The sequence below is a fragment of the Aeromicrobium sp. Root472D3 genome (assembly GCF_001426485.1).
Lineage (GTDB): Bacteria > Actinomycetota > Actinomycetes > Propionibacteriales > Nocardioidaceae > Aeromicrobium.
This window is the reverse complement of sequence record NZ_LMET01000002.1, coordinates 114,712-132,258: the sequence shown is the minus strand read 5'-3', so window position 1 is coordinate 132,258 and position 17,547 is coordinate 114,712. Positions and strand designations below refer to the sequence as shown.

Sequence of the window (17,547 nt, the reverse complement as noted above, 5' to 3'; positions counted from 1 at the left end):
GGCGGACCATCCGAGCAGGACCCCGGGAAGGAGAATCACATGGCCGGCAACATCGCGCGCCGCCCCAACGGGAAATGGCGTGCCCGCTACCGCGACGACACCGGACAGGAACGAACCCGGCACTTCGACCGCAAGGTCGACGCCCAGTTCTGGCTAGACCAGATCACCGCCTCGGTCATCACTGGGACGTACGCCGATCCGAAGGCCGGACAGATCACGTTCGCCGCCTTCTACGGCGAGTGGTCAGCACGCCAGGTCTGGGTGCCGGGAACCGTCTACGCGATGGCTCTCGCTGCGCGGACCGTCCCTTTCAGCGACAAGCTGATGCGACAGATCCGACGGTCGGACGTCGAGACCTGGATCAAGTCGATGGTCGTTGCTGGACTCGCTCCCGGCACGATCAAGACCCGGTACGTGAACGTCCGGTCCGTCTTCCGCGCAGCCGTCAAGGACCACGTCATCGGCATTGACCCGACCGACAACGTCCGACTCCCCCGCCGACGTCGAGCCGACGCTGCCATGACGACCCCGACCCCGGAGGATGTCGGTTTGCTTCTTGTTGTCGCCGACACCCAGATGCGCACCTTCATCGCGCTCTGCGCGTTCGCGGGACTTCGTCTCGGCGAGGCCTGTGGGGTCCAGCTCCACGACGTGGACTTCGTCCGCAAGCAACTGAAGGTCACCCGGCAGGTGCAACGCGCCCCCGGTGCCACCGTTGAGGTCCGCGCCCCCAAGTACGGATCAGAACGAGTAGTCCACCTCGCTGACGGTCTGATCGATCTCATCGCCGAGCACGTCTCTGAGGTTGGCACAGTCGGGGCCGAGCAGTGGCTGTTCAGCCAGGGCGACGGTCCGGTGCACCAGAACAGCGTCGGCTACTGGTGGCGAAAGACGCTGCGGGCCGCCGGACTGAGCGGCATTAAGCTCCACGACCTACGACACTTCTACGCTTCTGGCCTCATCGCCGCGGGCTGCGACGTTGTGACCGTTCAGCGCTCACTCGGCCACGCCAAGGTCACCACGACACTCGACACCTACGCCCACCTCTGGCCCACCGCCGAGGATCGGACGCGCGCGGCCGCGCAGTCGATCATGGCAGCATCATTGGGCGATCAATTCATCGCAGGCGATCTCTGAGGCAAGCCTGCAACACAATGGTCGGAAGCAGCAGGAATGCGGCCTAGCGGTCCTACGGGTTCCCTCCAATACTATAGTCGTCCGCGTTCCGAACACCGCCAGAAAGGGATTTCACGCCCATAGTCACTTTCGCACAAGATCGCCAACCAATTCAGTGGTGAAAGGAGACCTCTTGAGTCGGTCGGCACTAGGGGTCTGTCCTTGCGCGGTCGCCAGCACCGTTTCGGCAGTCGTCCGGAACTTACTTACGTAATCGTTGGTACGCAAGGAATCAACAAGCGCCTGGCTCTCAGTGTCTATCTTGCCGCTGTTGAGCGGTGCCGATCGGCCCCCAAACAACTGATATCTGTACGCCATGAGGATGTGGTAACGCAAAGGCTTGTACTCCGACTCCAGGTTAGTCCGAAATGCCGATTCCAGACGGTACGCCGCATAGGCCGACGCGACGTAGGGCGCAAACCGGTGCCCAGCTTCGAAGATTGTCCTGCCGACTTCGTCATACAGATGTTGCGGATATCGGGCAGCGAGATGCGGGAGGTCGAGGAAGGTGGCCGCAAGAGCACGCATCTGCTCGCTGATAGTTACTACCCGCGTTCGCGTTACGTCCTTCGAGTAAAATTGTCCAGACCTACGTTCGTAGGTCAACCCCGACCGAAGTTGATCCTGCTGGTAGTACTCTTCGAGCTTCTTTTGGAACTCGGTGAGCGCAACCAAGTCGCTGTCGTTGACAGCTGTTTGAGAGTTCGTTGCTCGAATGATTCGGGACGCAACATCCTTGTTTTCAGTGACCACAAGTCGAATCGGCACGAACACTTCTGACCGAGCTTCGCCGATAGCACTCTCTGCAAGATGAATACAGTGGCTAGTCTGGCAGCCGTTCACGATCTGGTATCCCGTAAGTGTGACAGCGTCACCCGGCTTCGGAGAATATGAAGTCGCAACCACTGTTACTCCATTGTTCAGTACGGGAAGGAGCGCCCGGTCACTAGATTCGAGCGTTTTGAAGATCTGCGCATTTACGTCGTTATCTTCCCCCTTGAAGCCACGCACGTTGTCGTAGAAGACACGCTCGTCAAGTGAGCCGTCGTCATTCTGGACGAGCTTGAGTAGTTGATCAATTGAGACAACGCCTAGGATCGCCTGGTCTATGTCAGGCATCTTTGGAAGATTGACCGATTTTTCCAACACGATGTCGGCTTCGTTCGCGTTGCTCTTCGTCCGCGATGCGTCGTAAAGACGCGTGGCACCGCATACGACAACACTGACGTCACCAAGGAACGCGAGGCCGCTCAACTCACGCTCGACTGTCTGCGCGCGAGCTTGCACGTTGTCATCCATTACGGCTACATCGTTTGCAGAGGTAACGAAGCGAAGATGGACGCTGGGTCTTTCCTTGAGCTTCCCGGCGTAGTCTTCGAATATTGTTCCTAACGCTTCCGAGACTCCCTGAAGTTTGGGGTAGTCGAACGGCGAAGACCCACTACATAGGCGTTTGACCACGTCACCCATGTTGAGGATTTGTGCAGAGTCAATGGACGTAGAAGTTTTTGCTTGTAAGACGTGAAGCGATACCTCAATGGAGGCCCTGTCAGCGCACAGGTCCTTGGCCTCGTTAGCCCCTGACACGATCTGTCCGTTTACTTCGAGTAGAACGACATCTACGCCCGGGGTCGACTTATCCATCAGTAGGTCTGATAGCTCTACCTGGTCCAGCAGATCGTCCCGAAGCAAAAGGCTGGCCGCGAAGAGTTCGAATGCATCATCTTCACGCATTTGCTCCAGACCTTGGCCTTCGCGAAACTGTTTGAACAGGCCTCGAATTAGCGGGTCCATCCTGCCCTCCATAAAGCGTCAGCACCAAGCGCAGCCGACACCCGACAGCGAGTCGTAACCATACTGCCCTCGGTGGGTCAGCAATGCGTATCTGCGTCAGCCTCCAGGTTCGCACTACGAGGGAAGCGCGTTTCACCGCCTAGGCGGATTCGTTGCCAGCAGACTGGTGAGACGATTGAGCTGTGACGACCAAGAAGTTCTATGCAAATTTGACCGGCGGCATTCTCGTTGGCCTCGTTGTTGTTGTTTCTGCCGGAGTGATTGCAGACATGGACAACGGGTCGATAGCTGACTGGGTCGCCGCAATTGCGACGGTCGCCGCCTTTGGTGCCGCCGTCATCGCCGCCCGCTACGCCGCCGGCGCTTTCAACCTTGAGCGCGCGAGGGAGGAGTTGCGAATCCGTGCGGAACAGACCGCGCAGGCTGCCCAAGTTGCTGTGTGGCCGCACGAATTCCTGCCCAATTGGCAGCAAGAGCCCGATGGTTCCAGCTTCGTTCGTGAGGGTATCGCCGGCGCTGTAGCCATGGTTCGAAACGCTTCGGATATCCCCGTCACGAACATCCACATCGACTTTCGAGTCGTTCACGCACACGCGGATGGGATCGCAGAGGCGGACATCAGGTACTTGGGCGGCGTGGACTTGGCAGTTTTGCCGCCGGGCCAAGAGCCCAGCGAGGTCAGGTGGTTAGCCGAATCGGGCGCTGTAATGATCCCTGGCGTCCCAACGTTAGGCGATGGGATGGACTACCCCAATCACGGGACGTACGATCCGTCGCGCCTGGTGGTTGACGTTACTTTCCGGGACGCCGCCGGAGTTCTATGGCAACGCGACCGCATCGGTCGGCTTCTGGCCGTTCTTGAGTCCCCAGGTGTCTCCATTTGATCCGGAGCCGTTTCAACTTCCCGACTACGCCTGCGAACGGCAACCAAGGGTCACGGCCGGGGCGCCGACATATCTCGAATCGCGTCAATCCGCGCAGTTGTTCAGTATCCGTACCGATCCTCCGCAGTTGGAGTGCGCGGTCGTGGCTTCGATAGATCCAGCACACACGAGATCCATCCCGAGGAGACCGCTCAGCACATCCACGTTGTTTAGCAGCCACGGTGTGAGGTCCAGCGCCTCATGCGGCCAAACCTCGCGAGGTATGACAGGCCGTATCCTGCCGACGCTCATGCCGCCTCGAACGCTCAAGTGATCGGTGCGACACAGACTGCCACGGGACGACCCTGCCCGCAGGACAATGCGGGGCATCCTGCAGCCAGCCAGCGTCAAACCACCGCAGTCCCGGCCCAAGGCAGTTGGCTAATCGCACAGTCGACCTGGTTTTCCGTTTGTCGGTTAGTCATTGATCTACGCCGTAGCCTGCAGCAATGGAACCTCAGCAACGAGTGGGCGAGCTTCAAGCAGCTGTCGAGCGGTATAGCGAGGGCGCTTCACCCTTTTACGACGAAGTTGTGCAGGAGATTTCCAAGCGAGCCGCCGAGCAAGGGAATCTAGGAAAAGCTGACATCGGTGCCCTTGTCGCGTGGAAGCGTCTCAATGCCAATACGCGCTGGATGTCTGACCTGATGCGGTCCTCCGACGCAACTGTTCGTGCCGCGACCGCCGAGGCGCGCAAGTCAGCCCTCCAGGAAGGGTCGACTTTAGAACTGGCTGCGGCTAGGGCAAGGTCGGCGCTTGCACCAATCCCCGGATTCGGAGTGGGCGACGCGCTCGCTTCAGCTGTCATCTACGCCCTAGCACCAGGGCGTATGGCCGTATATGACAGACGGGCGCAAGCAGGCCTTGAACTCCTCGGGCTCGAGCTGACAGCAAAGTCTGGTCGATACGGGCGGTACATGGCACTCGTCGACCAACTCGTTAATGAAGCGAGAGTTGAAGGGCTCGGCCTTAGCGCGCGCGAGATTGATCTGGGGCTTTTCACCTTGGGTGGCCCGGTCGCCTAACGGCCCGCGAACCGAGCTCTGGTTTACGCGCGACGCTCGCCGGGCCGCCCGTCGGATGTCGCACGTCGGCGATTTGTCAGACCTCCGCTAGACCATTCGATTGATGGACACAGCCCGGACACAGCACCTTCGCGAGTTGACGAGCGCGCTCTTCGACGTGTTGGCCGAATCCTTGTGGGTGCAACTTCGCTCAGCGGAGGTCCCAGATCTGACTTGGCCGTCCCCGCCTGAGGCCGTGGGGGTCATTGACATCCACTTCTCCATCACGCGACGGACCCGACTTCGAGGGCTTCGGCTTCCGGTGCCAGACTCACCTCTCCCGCAGCCTTGGGGACAGGCTTGGGGCCCAAGACCTCACGATTGGGCACGCACGATTCGAATGTGGGTCGAGGAGCAGGTCGTACAAGGATGTGATGACTGGGCGATGAAGAACGACGACGGATACGTGGCGTACTTCGAGATTGACCACGAAGGTCTCCGCGCAAACGAGTTGAAGCGGTGCTCACGGCGAAATTCCTGAAGGCATCGTCCATTCCCCCGCGGCCAGGCGAGTGGTTCGCTCAGATGAGGAGAGTCCTGCGGGTCGCGAGTCCAGATTCAAAGCTGGTCGAGCACCTTCGCCTTCGCAGCAGAGAACTCTTCGTCGGACAGAATGCCGTCGCGGTGAAGGTCGGCGAGCTCGCGGACCCGCTCACTGATGGTCGGCGATGCGGCCCTCGATGGCGGCGCAACTGTTGAGAATGCACTGTCAGTTTGCGTGCCTGTTACTGATTTCGGATCCGGTGTCTGGGTCGCACCCAGCGTGGCGTTGCCTGCAAACTCCAGCGCCGCGCCAATTTCGTTATGCGCCTTGTTCACTGTCTTGACGATGCCGTTGTGGCCCTGATTCGTGAGCTGATGAATTTGTCTATCAGTCGAGATCGTCAGAAATGATGTTCGCCCGCCGGTTGACGCGATATGAGCGATTCCTGCTGCCGCTAACCCTGGCGCACTTGCCCGGATGATGTTCTTGCCGCCTCGCAGAACGTTTGCCACAGCTGGGCCGACTGAGCCCTCCAGACTGCTCGATTGGTCCTGCTGGTCGGGGCGAGTGAACTTGATTGAGTGAAGTCTCTCAAACGGAGTGCTCTTCTTGATGCTTACGGCCGCTCCCGGACTCATCGCTTTCCCCGGATGTGTTCTACCAAGAAGATCAGCACGTTCTCCTGATGCGACTCTGACGTAGCCGCCGGCGTAAATCTCGATCGTCGAAGTACCGAAGACACCGCTTGTGACGAGGGAGCCCGCCTCGCGAGCAGCCCCTTCCTGCTGGGCTGTTTCCGCATCTTTCGCTTGCCGTCGCCTCGCGAACATCCCGTCCTTCTTTGAAGGTGTCGCAGAGCTGATCACGGACTTTTCCTCCGACGGTCGGAGGTGCTCAGACCACACTTCACCGTCCCAGTAGCGCTCGGTGCCGTCCTGAGCGGGATACCAACCCGCAGATGCCTTTTCACTCATGGTCGGATTCTGACAGAGACCGTGTCGCCAAGCGCACACTTTCGCCGTGGATGCGAAGGCAGTCGGATCTGAGCTAGCCGACGTGTCAGTGGATCTGGCGGCCCGAGAGTTCGGTCGCATACGCCTCTCCCGAGGGGTTGGACAAGCATCACTAGGCCACGACTGATGACTCGTCCGGCGCACCTCGAAGGCTTGTCTCAACGTCGAATTGTGCTGGATCCGGACTGTCGTCTCCGGTTATTATTGCGGACTATTTGCGGACCGCTAGCACTTCATAACGCTCTGACCTGCGGAAACGTGCTGATTCAGACGTTGAAGCGGAACTCCACGACGTCGCCGTCGGCCATGACGTAGTCCTTGCCCTCCATGCGCACCTTGCCGACGCTCTTGGCGGCGCTCATCGAGCCGGCCTCGACCAGGTCGTCGAACGAGACGATCTCGGCCTTGATGAAGCCGCGCTCGAAGTCGGTGTGGATGACGCCGGCCGCCTGGGGCGCCGTGGCGCCCTGCGGGATCGTCCAGGCCCGCGACTCCTTGGGCCCCGCGGTGAGGTACGTCTGCAGGCCGAGGGTCGCGAAGCCGACGCGCGCGAGGGCGTCGAGCCCGGGCTCCTCGACGCCCATGTCGGCGAGCATCTCGGCGCGCATGATCTCGGCGTCCTCGTCGTCGCCCAGCTCGACGAGCTCGGCCTCGCCCTTGGCGTCGAGGAAGATCGCCTCCGACGGGGCGACGAGGTCGCGCATCTGCTGCTTGAGCGCGTCGTCGTTCAGCTCGTCGGCGTCGCAGTTGAAGACGTAGATGAACCGCTTGGACGTCATGAGGTGCAGGTCGCGCAGCAGCTCGAGGTCGAGCCCGGCCTTCAGCACGCCGGTGCCGGCCTCGAGCGCTTCCTTGGCCTTCTTGGCCTCCTCGAACACGGGGACGAGCGACTTGTCCTTGCGCGACTCCTTGTCGAGCCGCGGCAGCGCGTTCTCGAGGGTCTGCAGGTCGGCCAGCGCGAGCTCGATCGAGATCGTCTCGATGTCGTTGGCGGGGTTGACGTCGCCGTCGACGTGCGTGACGTCCTCGTCGCGGAAGACGCGCGTGACCTGGCAGATCGCGTCCGACTCGCGGATGTGCGACAGGAACTTGTTGCCCATCCCCTCGCCCTCGGACGCACCGCGCACGATGCCCGCGATGTCGACGAACTGGACGGTCGCCGGCAGGATCTTCTCCGAGCCGAAGATCTCGGCGAGCTGTCCGAGCCGCGAGTCGGGGACGCCGACCACGCCGACGTTCGGCTCGATCGTCGCGAACGGGTAGTTCGCCGCGAGGACGTCGTTCTTGGTCAGTGCGTTGAAGAGGGTCGACTTGCCCGCGTTGGGGAGTCCGACGATGCCGATGCTGAGAGCCACGAGGGACGATCCTACGTCGTCAGGGGCGGTCGAGGCGAAACGCCCGCAGCTCCTTGTCGTACCAATCGGTGCGCAGGCCGAGGTCGGTCATGCCGAGGCGTCCGCAGACGGCCTGGGAGGCGACGTTGTCGGGGTGCGTGACGGCGTGCAGCGCGGGCACGCCGAGCCCGAAGCCCCGGGCGACGAGGGCGGACGCCGCCTCGGTCGCGTACCCGTTGCCCCACGCGTCGGGGTGGAGGTGCCACCCGATCTCGAGGTCGTCGCGGTCGAGGCAGGTGCTCGCCGGGATCGGCACCAGCATCGCCATCCCGACCGCGCCCGCGGCTCGGGTCGAGACGTGGAAGATGCCGGCCGCCGGGTGGTCGCCCGCGCGCCCGGGCTGACGTACGATGCGCGCGACGGCCTCGTCGCGGTGGGTCATCAGCTCGCCCGAGCCGCTCCAGCGCGCCACCTCCGGACGCCCGAACAGGTCGAGCACGAAGTCTGCGTCGTCCGTCGTGAACGGACGCAACGTGAGTCGTTCGGTCTCGATGATCGCCACGGCTCGATTCTGTCACCCGTCCGGCGCATGGACGGTCGACGAAAGGGGTAAGGGGAGCCAGGGGGCAGTCCGGAAGAGGACCCCGAGCGGATGGCAGGACGATGAACAGCACGAGCGAGCAGCACCTCCAGGTCCTCGACCTGCACGGCGCCGATCTCCACGCGGTGGCGAGCGTGCTGACGACCGACCCCGAGCTCGCCGAGCAGCTGGTCGTCGTGGCCGTCCGGACGTCCCTGCCCGACGACGACCTGGGCCGGCTGAGCGGGACGGTCGTCCGCGCCTGGCTCGACGGGCACCCTGAGCAGTTGGAGACGATCGTCCCGGCCGCGCCGACGCCGTTGAGTCGCCTGCACGAGCTGCCCGTCCACCAGCGCGCCTCGCTGGCGCTGTGCCGGTTCGGCGGTCACACGTACCGGCAGGCCGCCGATCTGCTGGAGCTGCCGGCCGCGTCGGTCGCCGACCTGCTGACGACCTCGCTGCGGGCCCTGCACGCCGCTCCCCCGGCCGACGGTGGCGTCACGACGCAGGCGGTCTGATCCTCGCGAGCCCGCGCGACGTGACCACGAGGGACGCGACCTCGTCCCAGCACGCGTCGCACGTGCCGAGGTGCCGCTCGAACGTCCACCGCTCGCGGTCGTCGACGGCGTCGACCGCGTAGGCGCCCAGGAGCGCGTGTCCGTCCATGCTGGTGGTTCGCCGCTGAGGGCGCCGAGGACGGGTCGCCCTCCGCGGGGTCAGCTCTTGGAGCCGGTGACGGCCAGCGCCCCGCCGAGGCCGATCATCATGACGCCGCCGCCGGCCCCCATGCGCGCCAGACGCCGGGGTCACGCGCGAACCACGAGCGGGCGGTGCCCGCCGTGAGCGCCCACGCGCTGTCGCAGGCCAGCGCGATCGCGCAGAAGATGCCGCCGAGCAGGGCCAGCTGCAGCGGGATCGCGCCGGCGTCGCGGCTCACGAACTGGGGCAGGACCGCCACGAAGAACACGATCGTCTTGGGGTTGGTCACGCCGACCACGAAGCCCTCGGCCACGAGCCGGCGCGCGGACGGTCGGGAGACGGGCAGCTCGGGACCGCTGCCGACGTGGTCGTGCCGGTGGCGGATCGCCTGCACGCCGAGGAACACCAGGTACGCCGCGCCGAGCACCTTGACCACCGTCAGGGCGACGAGCGACTGCGCGACGACGGCGCCGATGCCCAGTGACACCGCGACGATCGCGGGGACCATCCCGAGGGCGTTGCCCAGCACGCTGAGGAAGCCCCCGACCCGTCCGAGCGACAGCGAGCGTCCGATCACGAACAGGACGCTGGGTCCGGGGACGACGACGAGGGCCAGTGCCGCGAGCGCGAAGGCGCCGGCGTGGTGGGCTGGCAGCATGCCGCTTCCGATCGTCCGAGGGGCTTCGAAAATATCAGTCCGTAGGCTCGGGACATGACCGTCATCAAGATCAACGCCATCACCGTCCCCGACGGATCGGGCGACGAGCTCGCCCACCGGTTCGCCGCCCGCGCGGGTGCCGTCGACGGCACCGAGGGCTTCCAGGGCTTCGAGCTGCTCAAGCCGACCGACGAGCGCACGCAGTGGCTCGTCCTCACCCGCTGGGCCAGCGAGGACGACTTCCAGGCCTGGGTCAGCTCGCCGTCGTTCGCCGAGGGACACCGCTCGGCCGCCGAGCGCGCGGGCGGCGACGCCCCGAAACCCGTCTCGACCCACAGCGAGATCTGGAGCTACGAGGTCGCCGGCGGCTCGCAGGGCTGACCCGGCGCCGCGAGTGGTGCATCGACGTCCCCGAGCGGTGCAGTTCGGTCAGACACGCCGTCCCAGATCGACCAGACCGCACCACTCGCGAGTTCGGCTGGGCCCGGGTGGGTGGCCCCGGGCGGAACTGTCGGTGGGCGCGGTCAGGATGCGGACATGGAAGCCTTCCCCCTCCTCCTGACCGCCCTGCTGGCCCTCGTCGCAGGGCTGTCGATCGGCTACCTCCTCGGCGGACGACGCGCGCCCACCGCGTCCGCCCGCGACCTCAGCCTGTCGCGCGCCGCCACGGCCCAGGCCGTCGAGCCCGTCCGCGAGAGCCTCGACCGCTTCGGCGAGCGGCTCCGCCAGCTCGAGTCGAGCCGCATCGAGTGGCACACCCAGCTGCGCGAGCAGGTCGACGCCGTGAGGGTCACGAGCGACTCGCTGCGCAAGGAGACCGCCTCGCTCGCCACGGCCCTGCGGCGCCCGCAGGTGCGCGGCCGCTGGGGCGAGATGCACCTCAAGCGCACCGCCGAGCTCGCCGGCATGCTCGACCACTGCGACTTCGAGCTGCAGGTCAGCACGCACGGCGACTCGCTGCTGCGACCCGACATGGTGGTGCGGCTCGCCGGCGACAAGCGCGTCGTGGTCGACTCCAAGGTTCCGCTCGACGCCTACCTCGACGCCGCACAGGCCGACACCGAGGCCGAGGCCGCCGAGCACCTGCGACGTCACGTCCGCCAGGTGCGCACCCACATCGACCAGCTCGCGGCCAAGTCGTACTGGGCGCAGTTCGACCAGACGCCCGAGTTCGTCGTGCTGTTCGTGCCCGGCGAGTCGATCCTGTCCGCGGCGCTCGAGGCCGAGCCGGGCCTGCTCGAGCACGCCTCGGCCAAGAAGGTCGTCCTGGCCACCCCGACGACGCTCATCGCCCTGCTGCGCACCGTCGCCTACGCGTGGACCCAGGAGCAGCTCGCCGCCAACGCCCGCGAGATCCAGACCATCGCCCGCGAGATGTACGACCGCATCGGCACCGTCGCGGGCCACGTCGACCGGCTCGGCCGCTCGCTGGAGACGACGGTCAAGTCGTACAACGACGCCGTCAGCTCGATCGAGTCGCGCTTCCTGGTCACCGCGCGCCGCTTCAACGCCCTGCACGTCGCCGACACGCCGGTCGAGGCCCCGCGACTCGTCGAGACGACACCCCGGTCATTGACGGCCCCCGAGCTCGTCGATGAACTACCGTCGGTGCCATGACGCAGGCGGTGCGCACCACCCCTCGCACGGCGCGGCCCGACATGACCGCCCGCCAGGCGATCGTTGCGGCCTGCGTCGCGATGACCGCGATCGTCCTGCTCGACCTCGTCGATGGACGCCTCGACCTGCTCTACTCGGTCGGGTTCGTCCTGATCGCCGTGACGCCACCCATGGCCGTCGGCGTCCGCAACCTGTTCCCCACCGGGGTGCTCCCCCCGGTGCTGTTCGTCGTCAGCCTGCTGCTGGTGTGCCTGTTCGAGCCGTCCGCCATCCGCGTCGAGGGCATGGCGTCCGACGCCGGCACCTTCGCGCGACTGATCGCGGCGACGCTCGACCACGGCATGACCCTGTTCGCGGGCTGCGGCCTGGCCCTGGTCATCATCGCGCTGCGCATCCTGACCGACGAGCCACGCACGCGCCGTCCCTGACGCCGCCCGCGGGCGGGGATTCCCAGGTTCACCTGGGAATCTGCACGTCAGGACGGAACCCCAGGTTCACCTGGGAAAACCGCGGGCCGGGGTCAGCCGGTCAGCTCGTCGACGAAGCACCAGCGCCAGGCCTCGCCCGGCTCGAAGCTGCGCATGACGGGGTGGCCCGTCTCCTCGAAGTGGCGTGAGGCGTGCTTCCCGGACGACGAGTCGCAGCACCCCACGTGCCCGCACGTCATGCACAGCCGCAGGTGCACCCACTGCGTCCCGTCACGCAAACACTCCTCGCAGCCGGTCGGCGTCAGCGGCCTCGGGTAGTCGCACGCGACCCGCAGGTGCTCGCACGCGGCGTCCGGGTCGACGGGCGGACGCAGGTCGGTCTCGCGGTCGGCCGTCGTCTCACCCTCCGACAGCCGGTCGAGGATCGACTCCTCGACGTCGAGCGCGTTCATGACCTGCTGCAGGATCGACTGGTCGACGCCGCCGACGTCGCGGATGCGCAGCAGCTCCTGCCGCTCCTCGTGCAGCATCGCGGCGCGCAGGCGTGAGTACTGCGCGCTCGGCGTCTCGAGACCACCCAGCCGCTCCCACACCGCGTTGGTCCGGTCGGCGGCGCGCTCGCGGAGGCGGTGCATGACGTCGTCGCCGACGGTCCCCTGCACCTCGCGGTCGAGGTACGCCATGCCGGCATCGGTCACGGCCTGGTAGACCGTGGCCTCCTGCAGGTGGTCCTCGTGACGGTCGGGACCGGGGACGCGCAGCAGCCGCACCAGCGTCGGGATCGTCAGGCCCTGGATCATCAAGGTGCCGACCGTCACGACGAAGGCGATCAGCACCAGCACCTCGCGCTCCGGCACGTCCGGCGGCAGCAGGAACACCGCGGCCAGCGTCACGACGCCGCGCATGCCCGTCCACGCGACCATGAAGATCGTCCGCGCCTCCGGACGCGGCTCGGCGGCGGCGATCCGCGGGACCAGCCGCGGCAGGTACGTCGCGGGGAACACCCACACGAACCGCAGCACGATGACCGCGGCCAGCACGGCGACGCACGCGACCGTGATGCGCGTGGCCGACAGGGTGCTCTCGTCGAGGTCGTTGACGATCGTGCGGATCTGCAGGCCGATCAGCAGGAAGACCGCGTTCTCGAGGACGTACGAGATCGTCGCCCAGTTGGTGCGCTCGAACAGCCGCGACGCCCCCGACTGGATGATCGGCGACCTGTGACCCAGGATCACCCCGGCGACGACGACGGCGAGGACGCCCGACGGCTGCGAGTCGAGACCACGCACGTGGATCTCCTCGGCCGGCAGGTACGCGACCCACGGCGTCAGCAGCGACACCGCGACGTCGGTGACCTCGTCCTCGATGAGGCGGCGGATGCGTCCCACGACGAACGCGACCGTCAGACCGATCGCGACGCCGCCAGCGGCCGAGACCACGAACCCGGCGCCGATCTGCCAGACGCTGACCGTCCCGCCGATCGCGGCGATCGACGTGCGCAGCGTGACGATCGCCGTGGCGTCGTTGACCAGGCTCTCGCCCTCGAGGATCGTCACGACCCGGCGCGGCAGGCCCACCCGCCGCGCGATCGCCGTGGCGGCGACGGCGTCGGGCGGCGCGACGACCGCACCGAGGGCGAAGGCGGCGGCCAGCGGGACCCCGAGGAGCCACCACACCAGCAGACCGACCCCGGCGGTCGTGAACAGCACCAGCCCCACGCTCAGCAGCATGATCGGACGCTTGTTGGCCCGGAAGTCGATCAGGGACGTGCGGATCGCCGCGGCGTAGAGCAGCGGAGGCAGCAGCCCCACCAGCACGATCTCGGGCGTCAGCTCGAAGTCGGGGACGAATGGCGCGTACGAGCCCGCGATGCCGACGACGATCAGCACCAGCGGCGCCGACATCCGGAACCGTCCGGCCACCGCGCTGACCGCGACGACGATGGCCAGCAGGGTCACGAGCGTCAGGGCGGTCTCCACCGACCCATTGTCTCAGGCCGCAACGGGTGGTGGAGACGTCTCGCCCGCCGTACGGTGAGCAGACGCCACGCACGCCTTCCGGGGGGAAGCCATGACCGAGCCCGTCGTCCACCACACCGCACGCCGCCGCGTCCGTCTCGTCGCCGCCACCGGCGCCGCCGCCGTCGCGGGAGCGCTCGTCACCGCGGCCTCGGCCGCGCCGGCCCCGGCCTCGGAGTCGCGGACGGGTCGGCTGTCATCCACCTCGACGGCCACCGGCACGGGAGGCGCGGTCTCGTCGGTGGACGTCAACGCGAGCCGCATCGGTCGCCAGGTGCTGGCCGAGGGTGGCAACGCCGCCGACGCCGCGGTCGCCATGGCGTCCGGCCTCGGCGTCTCGGAGCCCTACAGCGCCGGCATCGGTGGCGGCGGCTACTTCGTCTACTACGACGCGAAGAAGGACGAGGTCAGCACGATCGACGGCCGCGAGACCGCGCCGTCCGGCATCACGAACGACGCCTTCGTCGACCCCGCGACGGGCCAGCCCTACCCGTTCACACCGCAGCTCGTGTCGTCCGGCGTCGCGGTCGGCGTGCCCGGCACCGTCGCGACGTGGGACGCCGCGCTGAAGCGCTTCGGCACCCGGTCGCTCAAGCGCACCCTCGCGCCGTCGATCGCGCTGGCCCGCAAGGGCTTCGTCGTCGACCAGACGTTCCGCAACCAGACGCTCGACAACGCCGAGCGGTTCTCGGCGTTCCCCGACACGGCCAGGCTCTTCCTGCCGCGCGGCGACGCGCCGAAGGTCGGCACCCGCTTCCGCAACCCCGCGCTCGCCCGCACCCTGACGTCGATCGCGACCAAGGGCCCCAGGGCCTTCTACCGCGGCGCGCTCGCGCGCGAGATCTCGAGCGTCGTCCGCTCGCCGCGCAAGGACCCGTCCTCGGCGCTCCCCGCGCCGGCCGGCACCCTCTCGACCAAGGACCTCGCGTCGTACCGGGTGCGCCACCAGGCACCGACGCACGTGCGCTACCGCGGGCTCGACGTGTACGGCATGGCCCCGGGGTCGTCCGGCGGCACGTCGGTCGGCGAGGCGCTCAACATCCTCGAGACGTACCGACTCGGCGGCGGCCGGCGGACGGCGCGCAGCCTGCACCTGTACCTCGAGGCGTCGGCCCGTGCCTTCGCCGACCGGGCCGCGTACGTCGGCGACCCGCGGTTCACGAAGGTGCCGACGAAGCGGCTGACGTCGCAGAGGTTCGCGAACGCGCGCCGCTGCTCGATCGACCAGACCACGGCGTCGACGCGCCCCGTGGCGGCGGGCAACCCGTACGCGTCGGGCTGCACGACCGTCTCGACGCAGGACAGGCCCGACACCGAGAACATCTCGACGACCCACCTGTCGGTCGTCGACAGGTGGGGCAACGCCGCCTCGTACACCCTGACGATCGAGCAGACCGGCGGCTCCGGCATGACGGTGCCGGGCCGCGGCTTCCTGCTCAACAACGAGCTGACCGACTTCACCGCGGCGTACGACCCGAAGGACCCCAACCGCATCGCCCCCGGCAAGCGTCCGCGCTCGTCGATGGCGCCGACGATCGTGACCGATCGCGGCCGGTTCAGGTACGTCGTCGGCTCCCCCGGAGGCGCGACGATCATCACGACCGTCCTGCAGATCCTGGTCAACCGCATCGACCTCGGCATGACGCTGCCGCAGGCCGTCGCGGCACCCCGCGCCTCGCAGCGCAACACCGCCTCGACACCGGCCGAGCCCGGGTTCATCACCGCCTACGAGAAGCTGCTGGCGCCCTACGGACAGAGGCTGACGCCCTCGGGCGACACGTTCACGTCGGCCGCGGAGATCGGAGCCGCCGCCACGATCGAGGTCGGCCGAGGCGGACGTCTGACCGCCGTGGCCGAGCCGCGACGTCGAGGTGGCGGCAGCGCGCTGGTCGTCCGCCCCCGGTGACGGGTCCGGGTCACTTGTAGGGGACGCCGGCCGCCTTCATGTCCTTGCGGAGCTCGGGGGGCAGGGCGAAGATCAGGCTCTCGTCGGCGGTGCGGACGGCGTCGGCGTCGGGGTGGCCGTGCGCGCTGAGGAAGCCCAGCACGTCCTGCACGAGGTCGTCGGGCACCGACGCGCCGGACGTGACGCCGACCTTCTCGACCCCCACGAGCCAGGCCTCGTCGAACTCGGAGATGTCGTCGATGCGGTACGACGCCTTCGCGCCGGCCTCGAGGGCGACCTCGACCAGGCGCACCGAGTTGGACGAGTTGGCCGAGCCGACGACGATCACGAGATCGGCGTCCTTGGCGATCTCCTTGACCGCGACCTGGCGGTTCTGGGTCGCGTAGCAGATGTCGTCGCTGGGCGGGTCCTCCAGCTGCGGGAACTTCTCGCGCAGGCGGCGGACGGTCTCCATGGTCTCGTCGACGCTCAACGTCGTCTGCGACAACCACGACAGCCGGGTGCCCTCGGGGAACTCGAGGTCGTCGACGTCGTCGGGCGTCTGGACGATCGTGATGTCGTCGGGCGCCTCGCCGGCCGTCCCCTCGACCTCCTCGTGCCCCTCGTGCCCGATCAGCAGGATGTGCTTGCCCTCGCTCGCGAAGCGTCGGGCCTCGTGGTGCACCTTCGTGACGAGCGGGCACGTGGCGTCGATCGTCTTGAGGCTGCGGACGGCCGCCTCGGCGTGCACCATCGGCGACACGCCGTGGGCCGAGAACACGACCGTGGCCCCCTCGGGCACCTCGTCGAGCTCCTCGACGAAGATCGCGCCGCGCGCGGCCAGGTTGTTGACGACGTGCTTGTTGTGCACGATCTGCTTGCGCACGTAGACCGGCGCACCGTAGAGGTCGAGGGCCTTCTCGACCGTGATGACGGCCCGGTCGACGCCGGCGCAGTAGCCGCGCGGGTCGGCGAGCAGCACGCTGCCGCCGACGGGGGGCATGCCGAGGGAGACCTGGGAGGACATGGCCCCCATCCTAGGCGATGACGCCTCGCGGCCCCCGAAGAGCCGAACGTCCCGGGACCGCAGGGCGATCAACCTCACACGGCCCCCGCGAGCATCATTCGTCATCGGTCTGTAACGTTCTGCGGCGTTGGCCTCACCAGGTCGGCACTGCGCACGCGCCGAGGCCCGTCACGTCCGCAGTCATCGATCCAACCGCGACGGGCATGGAAGACCCAGCAGTGCGGCTCCCACGGAGTCTTGGGGTTAATCGGCACCACCGACAGGCATCCTTCGCGCCTGAACCCGACAGGTCATCTTTCACAGGCGTGCACGAAGGAACCCCCCTATGCGCATGTACGCACGCGTCTCAGCGAGCCTCGTTCTCGGCTCCGCCATCGTCCTCACCGGACTGTCCGCCCCGGCCCTGGCCGAGGGCTCGACCAAGACCACGGTCAAGACCGTCAAGACCGACCGGTCCAAGGCCGTCATCAGCCAGGCCAAGAAGCTCAAGGGCAAGCCGTACCGCTACGGCGGCGCGACGCCCAGCGGCTTCGACTGCGCCGGCTACGTCCAGTACGTCTACAAGAAGGCCGGCAAGAAGATCGGTCGCACGTCCGGGGCGCAGCTCTCGGGCGCCAGCGTCCCCAAGAGCAAGAAGAAGCCCGGCGACATCCTGGTCTTCATGCGCGGCGGCACCGCCTACCACTCGGCCATCTACGCCGGTGACGGCGAGATGTGGGAGGCCCAGCGCACCGGCGTCCCCGTCGGCCGTCACGACATCTGGTCGAGCGGCTACGTCGTGCGTCGTCCCGCCGGCGGATCGGTCACGGTCGCCTCGGCCGAGGCCGGCCTCGACACGTCCCGCTGA

17 protein-coding genes and 1 riboswitch are annotated in these 17,547 nt (G+C 66.9%); of the genes, 9 read left to right on the top strand and 8 right to left on the bottom strand.

Going from position 1 to position 17,547, the window contains the following annotated elements; genetic code table 11:
- Nucleotides 1-39: 39 nt before the first annotated feature.
- A complete protein-coding gene (locus ASD10_RS15415) occupies nt 40-1,137 on the top strand; it encodes a site-specific integrase (protein ID WP_056610927.1) in 1,098 nt (365 codons plus the stop codon).
- A gap of 123 nt (nt 1,138-1,260) precedes the next feature.
- Here ASD10_RS15415 and ASD10_RS15410 read toward each other — a convergent pair whose 3' ends face one another.
- Complete coding sequence (locus tag ASD10_RS15410; RefSeq protein ID WP_056611745.1) at nt 1,261-2,970, bottom strand: AIPR family protein; 1,710 nt, start codon at nt 2,968-2,970, stop codon at nt 1,261-1,263.
- Between the two features lie 182 nt (nt 2,971-3,152).
- On the opposite strand from ASD10_RS15410, the gene ASD10_RS15405 reads away from it, so the two are divergent.
- Both ASD10_RS15405 and ASD10_RS18450 read left to right on the top strand, forming a co-directional pair.
- Nucleotides 3,153-3,854, top strand: a complete 702-nt coding sequence (locus ASD10_RS15405) for a hypothetical protein (RefSeq protein WP_056610923.1) — start codon at nt 3,153-3,155, stop codon at nt 3,852-3,854.
- A gap of 488 nt (nt 3,855-4,342) precedes the next feature.
- Nucleotides 4,343-4,918, top strand: a complete 576-nt coding sequence (locus ASD10_RS18450) for a hypothetical protein (protein WP_200938333.1) — start codon at nt 4,343-4,345, stop codon at nt 4,916-4,918.
- A 597-nt stretch (nt 4,919-5,515) separates the two neighbouring features.
- Here ASD10_RS18450 and ASD10_RS18445 read toward each other — a convergent pair.
- The 3 genes from ASD10_RS18445 to ASD10_RS15395 all read right to left on the bottom strand — a co-directional run bounded on the left by ASD10_RS18445 (nt 5,516) and on the right by ASD10_RS15395 (nt 8,350).
- Entirely contained in the window at nt 5,516-6,415 is a 900-nt protein-coding gene (locus ASD10_RS18445; RefSeq protein WP_162248869.1) for a DUF2510 domain-containing protein, read from the bottom strand.
- Between the two features lie 305 nt (nt 6,416-6,720).
- Nucleotides 6,721-7,809, bottom strand: a complete 1,089-nt coding sequence (gene ychF / locus ASD10_RS15400; RefSeq protein ID WP_056610920.1) for a redox-regulated ATPase YchF — start codon at nt 7,807-7,809, stop codon at nt 6,721-6,723.
- 19 nt (nt 7,810-7,828) lie between these two features.
- Complete coding sequence (locus ASD10_RS15395; protein WP_056610917.1) at nt 7,829-8,350, bottom strand: GNAT family N-acetyltransferase; 522 nt, start codon at nt 8,348-8,350, stop codon at nt 7,829-7,831.
- Nucleotides 8,351-8,451: 101 nt separating this feature from the next.
- Here ASD10_RS15395 and ASD10_RS15390 point away from each other — a divergent pair, with 101 nt between their 5' ends.
- Nucleotides 8,452-8,886 carry an RNA polymerase sigma factor gene (locus tag ASD10_RS15390; protein WP_056610913.1) on the top strand — a complete coding sequence of 145 codons (435 nt, stop codon included), beginning with the start codon at nt 8,452-8,454 and terminating at the stop codon, nt 8,884-8,886.
- Here ASD10_RS15390 and ASD10_RS18920 read toward each other — a convergent pair.
- Both ASD10_RS18920 and ASD10_RS15385 read right to left on the bottom strand, forming a co-directional pair.
- Entirely contained in the window at nt 8,867-9,034 is a 168-nt protein-coding gene (locus ASD10_RS18920) for a zf-HC2 domain-containing protein (protein WP_157432675.1), read from the bottom strand. The genes ASD10_RS15390 and ASD10_RS18920 overlap by 20 nt on opposite strands.
- Before the next feature lie 97 nt (nt 9,035-9,131).
- Nucleotides 9,132-9,725: a LysE family translocator gene (locus ASD10_RS15385; RefSeq protein WP_235502045.1), complete on the bottom strand. Its 594-nt coding sequence runs from the start codon at nt 9,723-9,725 to the stop codon at nt 9,132-9,134.
- A 54-nt stretch (nt 9,726-9,779) separates the two neighbouring features.
- Here ASD10_RS15385 and ASD10_RS15380 point away from each other — a divergent pair, with 54 nt between their 5' ends.
- From ASD10_RS15380 to ASD10_RS15370, 3 genes are all read left to right on the top strand, one after another.
- Entirely contained in the window at nt 9,780-10,106 is a 327-nt protein-coding gene (locus tag ASD10_RS15380) for an antibiotic biosynthesis monooxygenase (protein ID WP_056610910.1), read from the top strand.
- A gap of 156 nt (nt 10,107-10,262) precedes the next feature.
- Nucleotides 10,263-11,342, top strand: a complete 1,080-nt coding sequence (locus ASD10_RS15375; RefSeq protein ID WP_056610907.1) for a DNA recombination protein RmuC — start codon at nt 10,263-10,265, stop codon at nt 11,340-11,342.
- Nucleotides 11,339-11,770, top strand: coding sequence for a DUF6542 domain-containing protein (locus ASD10_RS15370; RefSeq protein ID WP_056610904.1), 432 nt, complete (start codon nt 11,339-11,341; stop codon nt 11,768-11,770). The genes ASD10_RS15375 and ASD10_RS15370 overlap by 4 nt, the downstream gene beginning before the upstream one ends.
- Before the next feature lie 92 nt (nt 11,771-11,862).
- On the opposite strand, the gene ASD10_RS15365 is transcribed toward ASD10_RS15370, so the two are convergent.
- Nucleotides 11,863-13,749: a Na+/H+ antiporter gene (locus ASD10_RS15365; RefSeq protein ID WP_056610900.1), complete on the bottom strand. Its 1,887-nt coding sequence runs from the start codon at nt 13,747-13,749 to the stop codon at nt 11,863-11,865.
- A gap of 91 nt (nt 13,750-13,840) precedes the next feature.
- Between ASD10_RS15365 and ggt the strand changes: the two genes are divergently transcribed.
- Nucleotides 13,841-15,694 carry a gamma-glutamyltransferase gene (gene ggt / locus ASD10_RS15360; protein ID WP_056610898.1) on the top strand — a complete coding sequence of 618 codons (1,854 nt, stop codon included), beginning with the start codon at nt 13,841-13,843 and terminating at the stop codon, nt 15,692-15,694.
- Nucleotides 15,695-15,704: 10 nt separating this feature from the next.
- Here the strand turns inward: ggt and ASD10_RS15355 are convergent, their stop codons facing one another.
- Nucleotides 15,705-16,700 carry a 4-hydroxy-3-methylbut-2-enyl diphosphate reductase gene (locus ASD10_RS15355; RefSeq protein ID WP_056610895.1) on the bottom strand — a complete coding sequence of 332 codons (996 nt, stop codon included), beginning with the start codon at nt 16,698-16,700 and terminating at the stop codon, nt 15,705-15,707.
- A gap of 146 nt (nt 16,701-16,846) precedes the next feature.
- Nucleotides 16,847-17,021, top strand: a riboswitch (cyclic di-AMP (ydaO/yuaA leader).
- A 4-nt stretch (nt 17,022-17,025) separates the two neighbouring features.
- Here ASD10_RS15355 and ASD10_RS15350 point away from each other — a divergent pair.
- A complete protein-coding gene (locus tag ASD10_RS15350) occupies nt 17,026-17,547 on the top strand; it encodes a C40 family peptidase (RefSeq protein WP_056610892.1) in 522 nt (173 codons plus the stop codon).

Bases quoted from the DNA above. Each gene is read 5' to 3' on its own strand.
- ASD10_RS15415 (WP_056610927.1), top strand. From the start codon at position 40: ATGGCCGGCAACATCGCGCGCCGCCCCAACGGGAAATGGCGTGCCCGC.
- ASD10_RS15410 (WP_056611745.1), bottom strand. From the start codon at position 2,970: ATGGACCCGCTAATTCGAGGCCTGTTCAAACAGTTTCGCGAAGGCCAA.
- ASD10_RS18450 (WP_200938333.1), top strand. From the start codon at position 4,343: ATGGAACCTCAGCAACGAGTGGGCGAGCTTCAAGCAGCTGTCGAGCGG.
- ASD10_RS18445 (WP_162248869.1), bottom strand. From the start codon at position 6,415: ATGAGTGAAAAGGCATCTGCGGGTTGGTATCCCGCTCAGGACGGCACC.
- ASD10_RS15390 (WP_056610913.1), top strand. From the start codon at position 8,452: ATGAACAGCACGAGCGAGCAGCACCTCCAGGTCCTCGACCTGCACGGC.
- ASD10_RS18920 (WP_157432675.1), bottom strand. From the start codon at position 9,034: ATGGACGGACACGCGCTCCTGGGCGCCTACGCGGTCGACGCCGTCGAC.
- ASD10_RS15385 (WP_235502045.1), bottom strand. From the start codon at position 9,725: ATGCTGCCAGCCCACCACGCCGGCGCCTTCGCGCTCGCGGCACTGGCC.
- ASD10_RS15380 (WP_056610910.1), top strand. From the start codon at position 9,780: ATGACCGTCATCAAGATCAACGCCATCACCGTCCCCGACGGATCGGGC.
- ASD10_RS15375 (WP_056610907.1), top strand. From the start codon at position 10,263: ATGGAAGCCTTCCCCCTCCTCCTGACCGCCCTGCTGGCCCTCGTCGCA.
- ASD10_RS15370 (WP_056610904.1), top strand. From the start codon at position 11,339: ATGACGCAGGCGGTGCGCACCACCCCTCGCACGGCGCGGCCCGACATG.
- ggt (WP_056610898.1), top strand. From the start codon at position 13,841: ATGACCGAGCCCGTCGTCCACCACACCGCACGCCGCCGCGTCCGTCTC.
- ASD10_RS15355 (WP_056610895.1), bottom strand. From the start codon at position 16,700: ATGTCCTCCCAGGTCTCCCTCGGCATGCCCCCCGTCGGCGGCAGCGTG.
- ASD10_RS15350 (WP_056610892.1), top strand. From the start codon at position 17,026: ATGCGCATGTACGCACGCGTCTCAGCGAGCCTCGTTCTCGGCTCCGCC.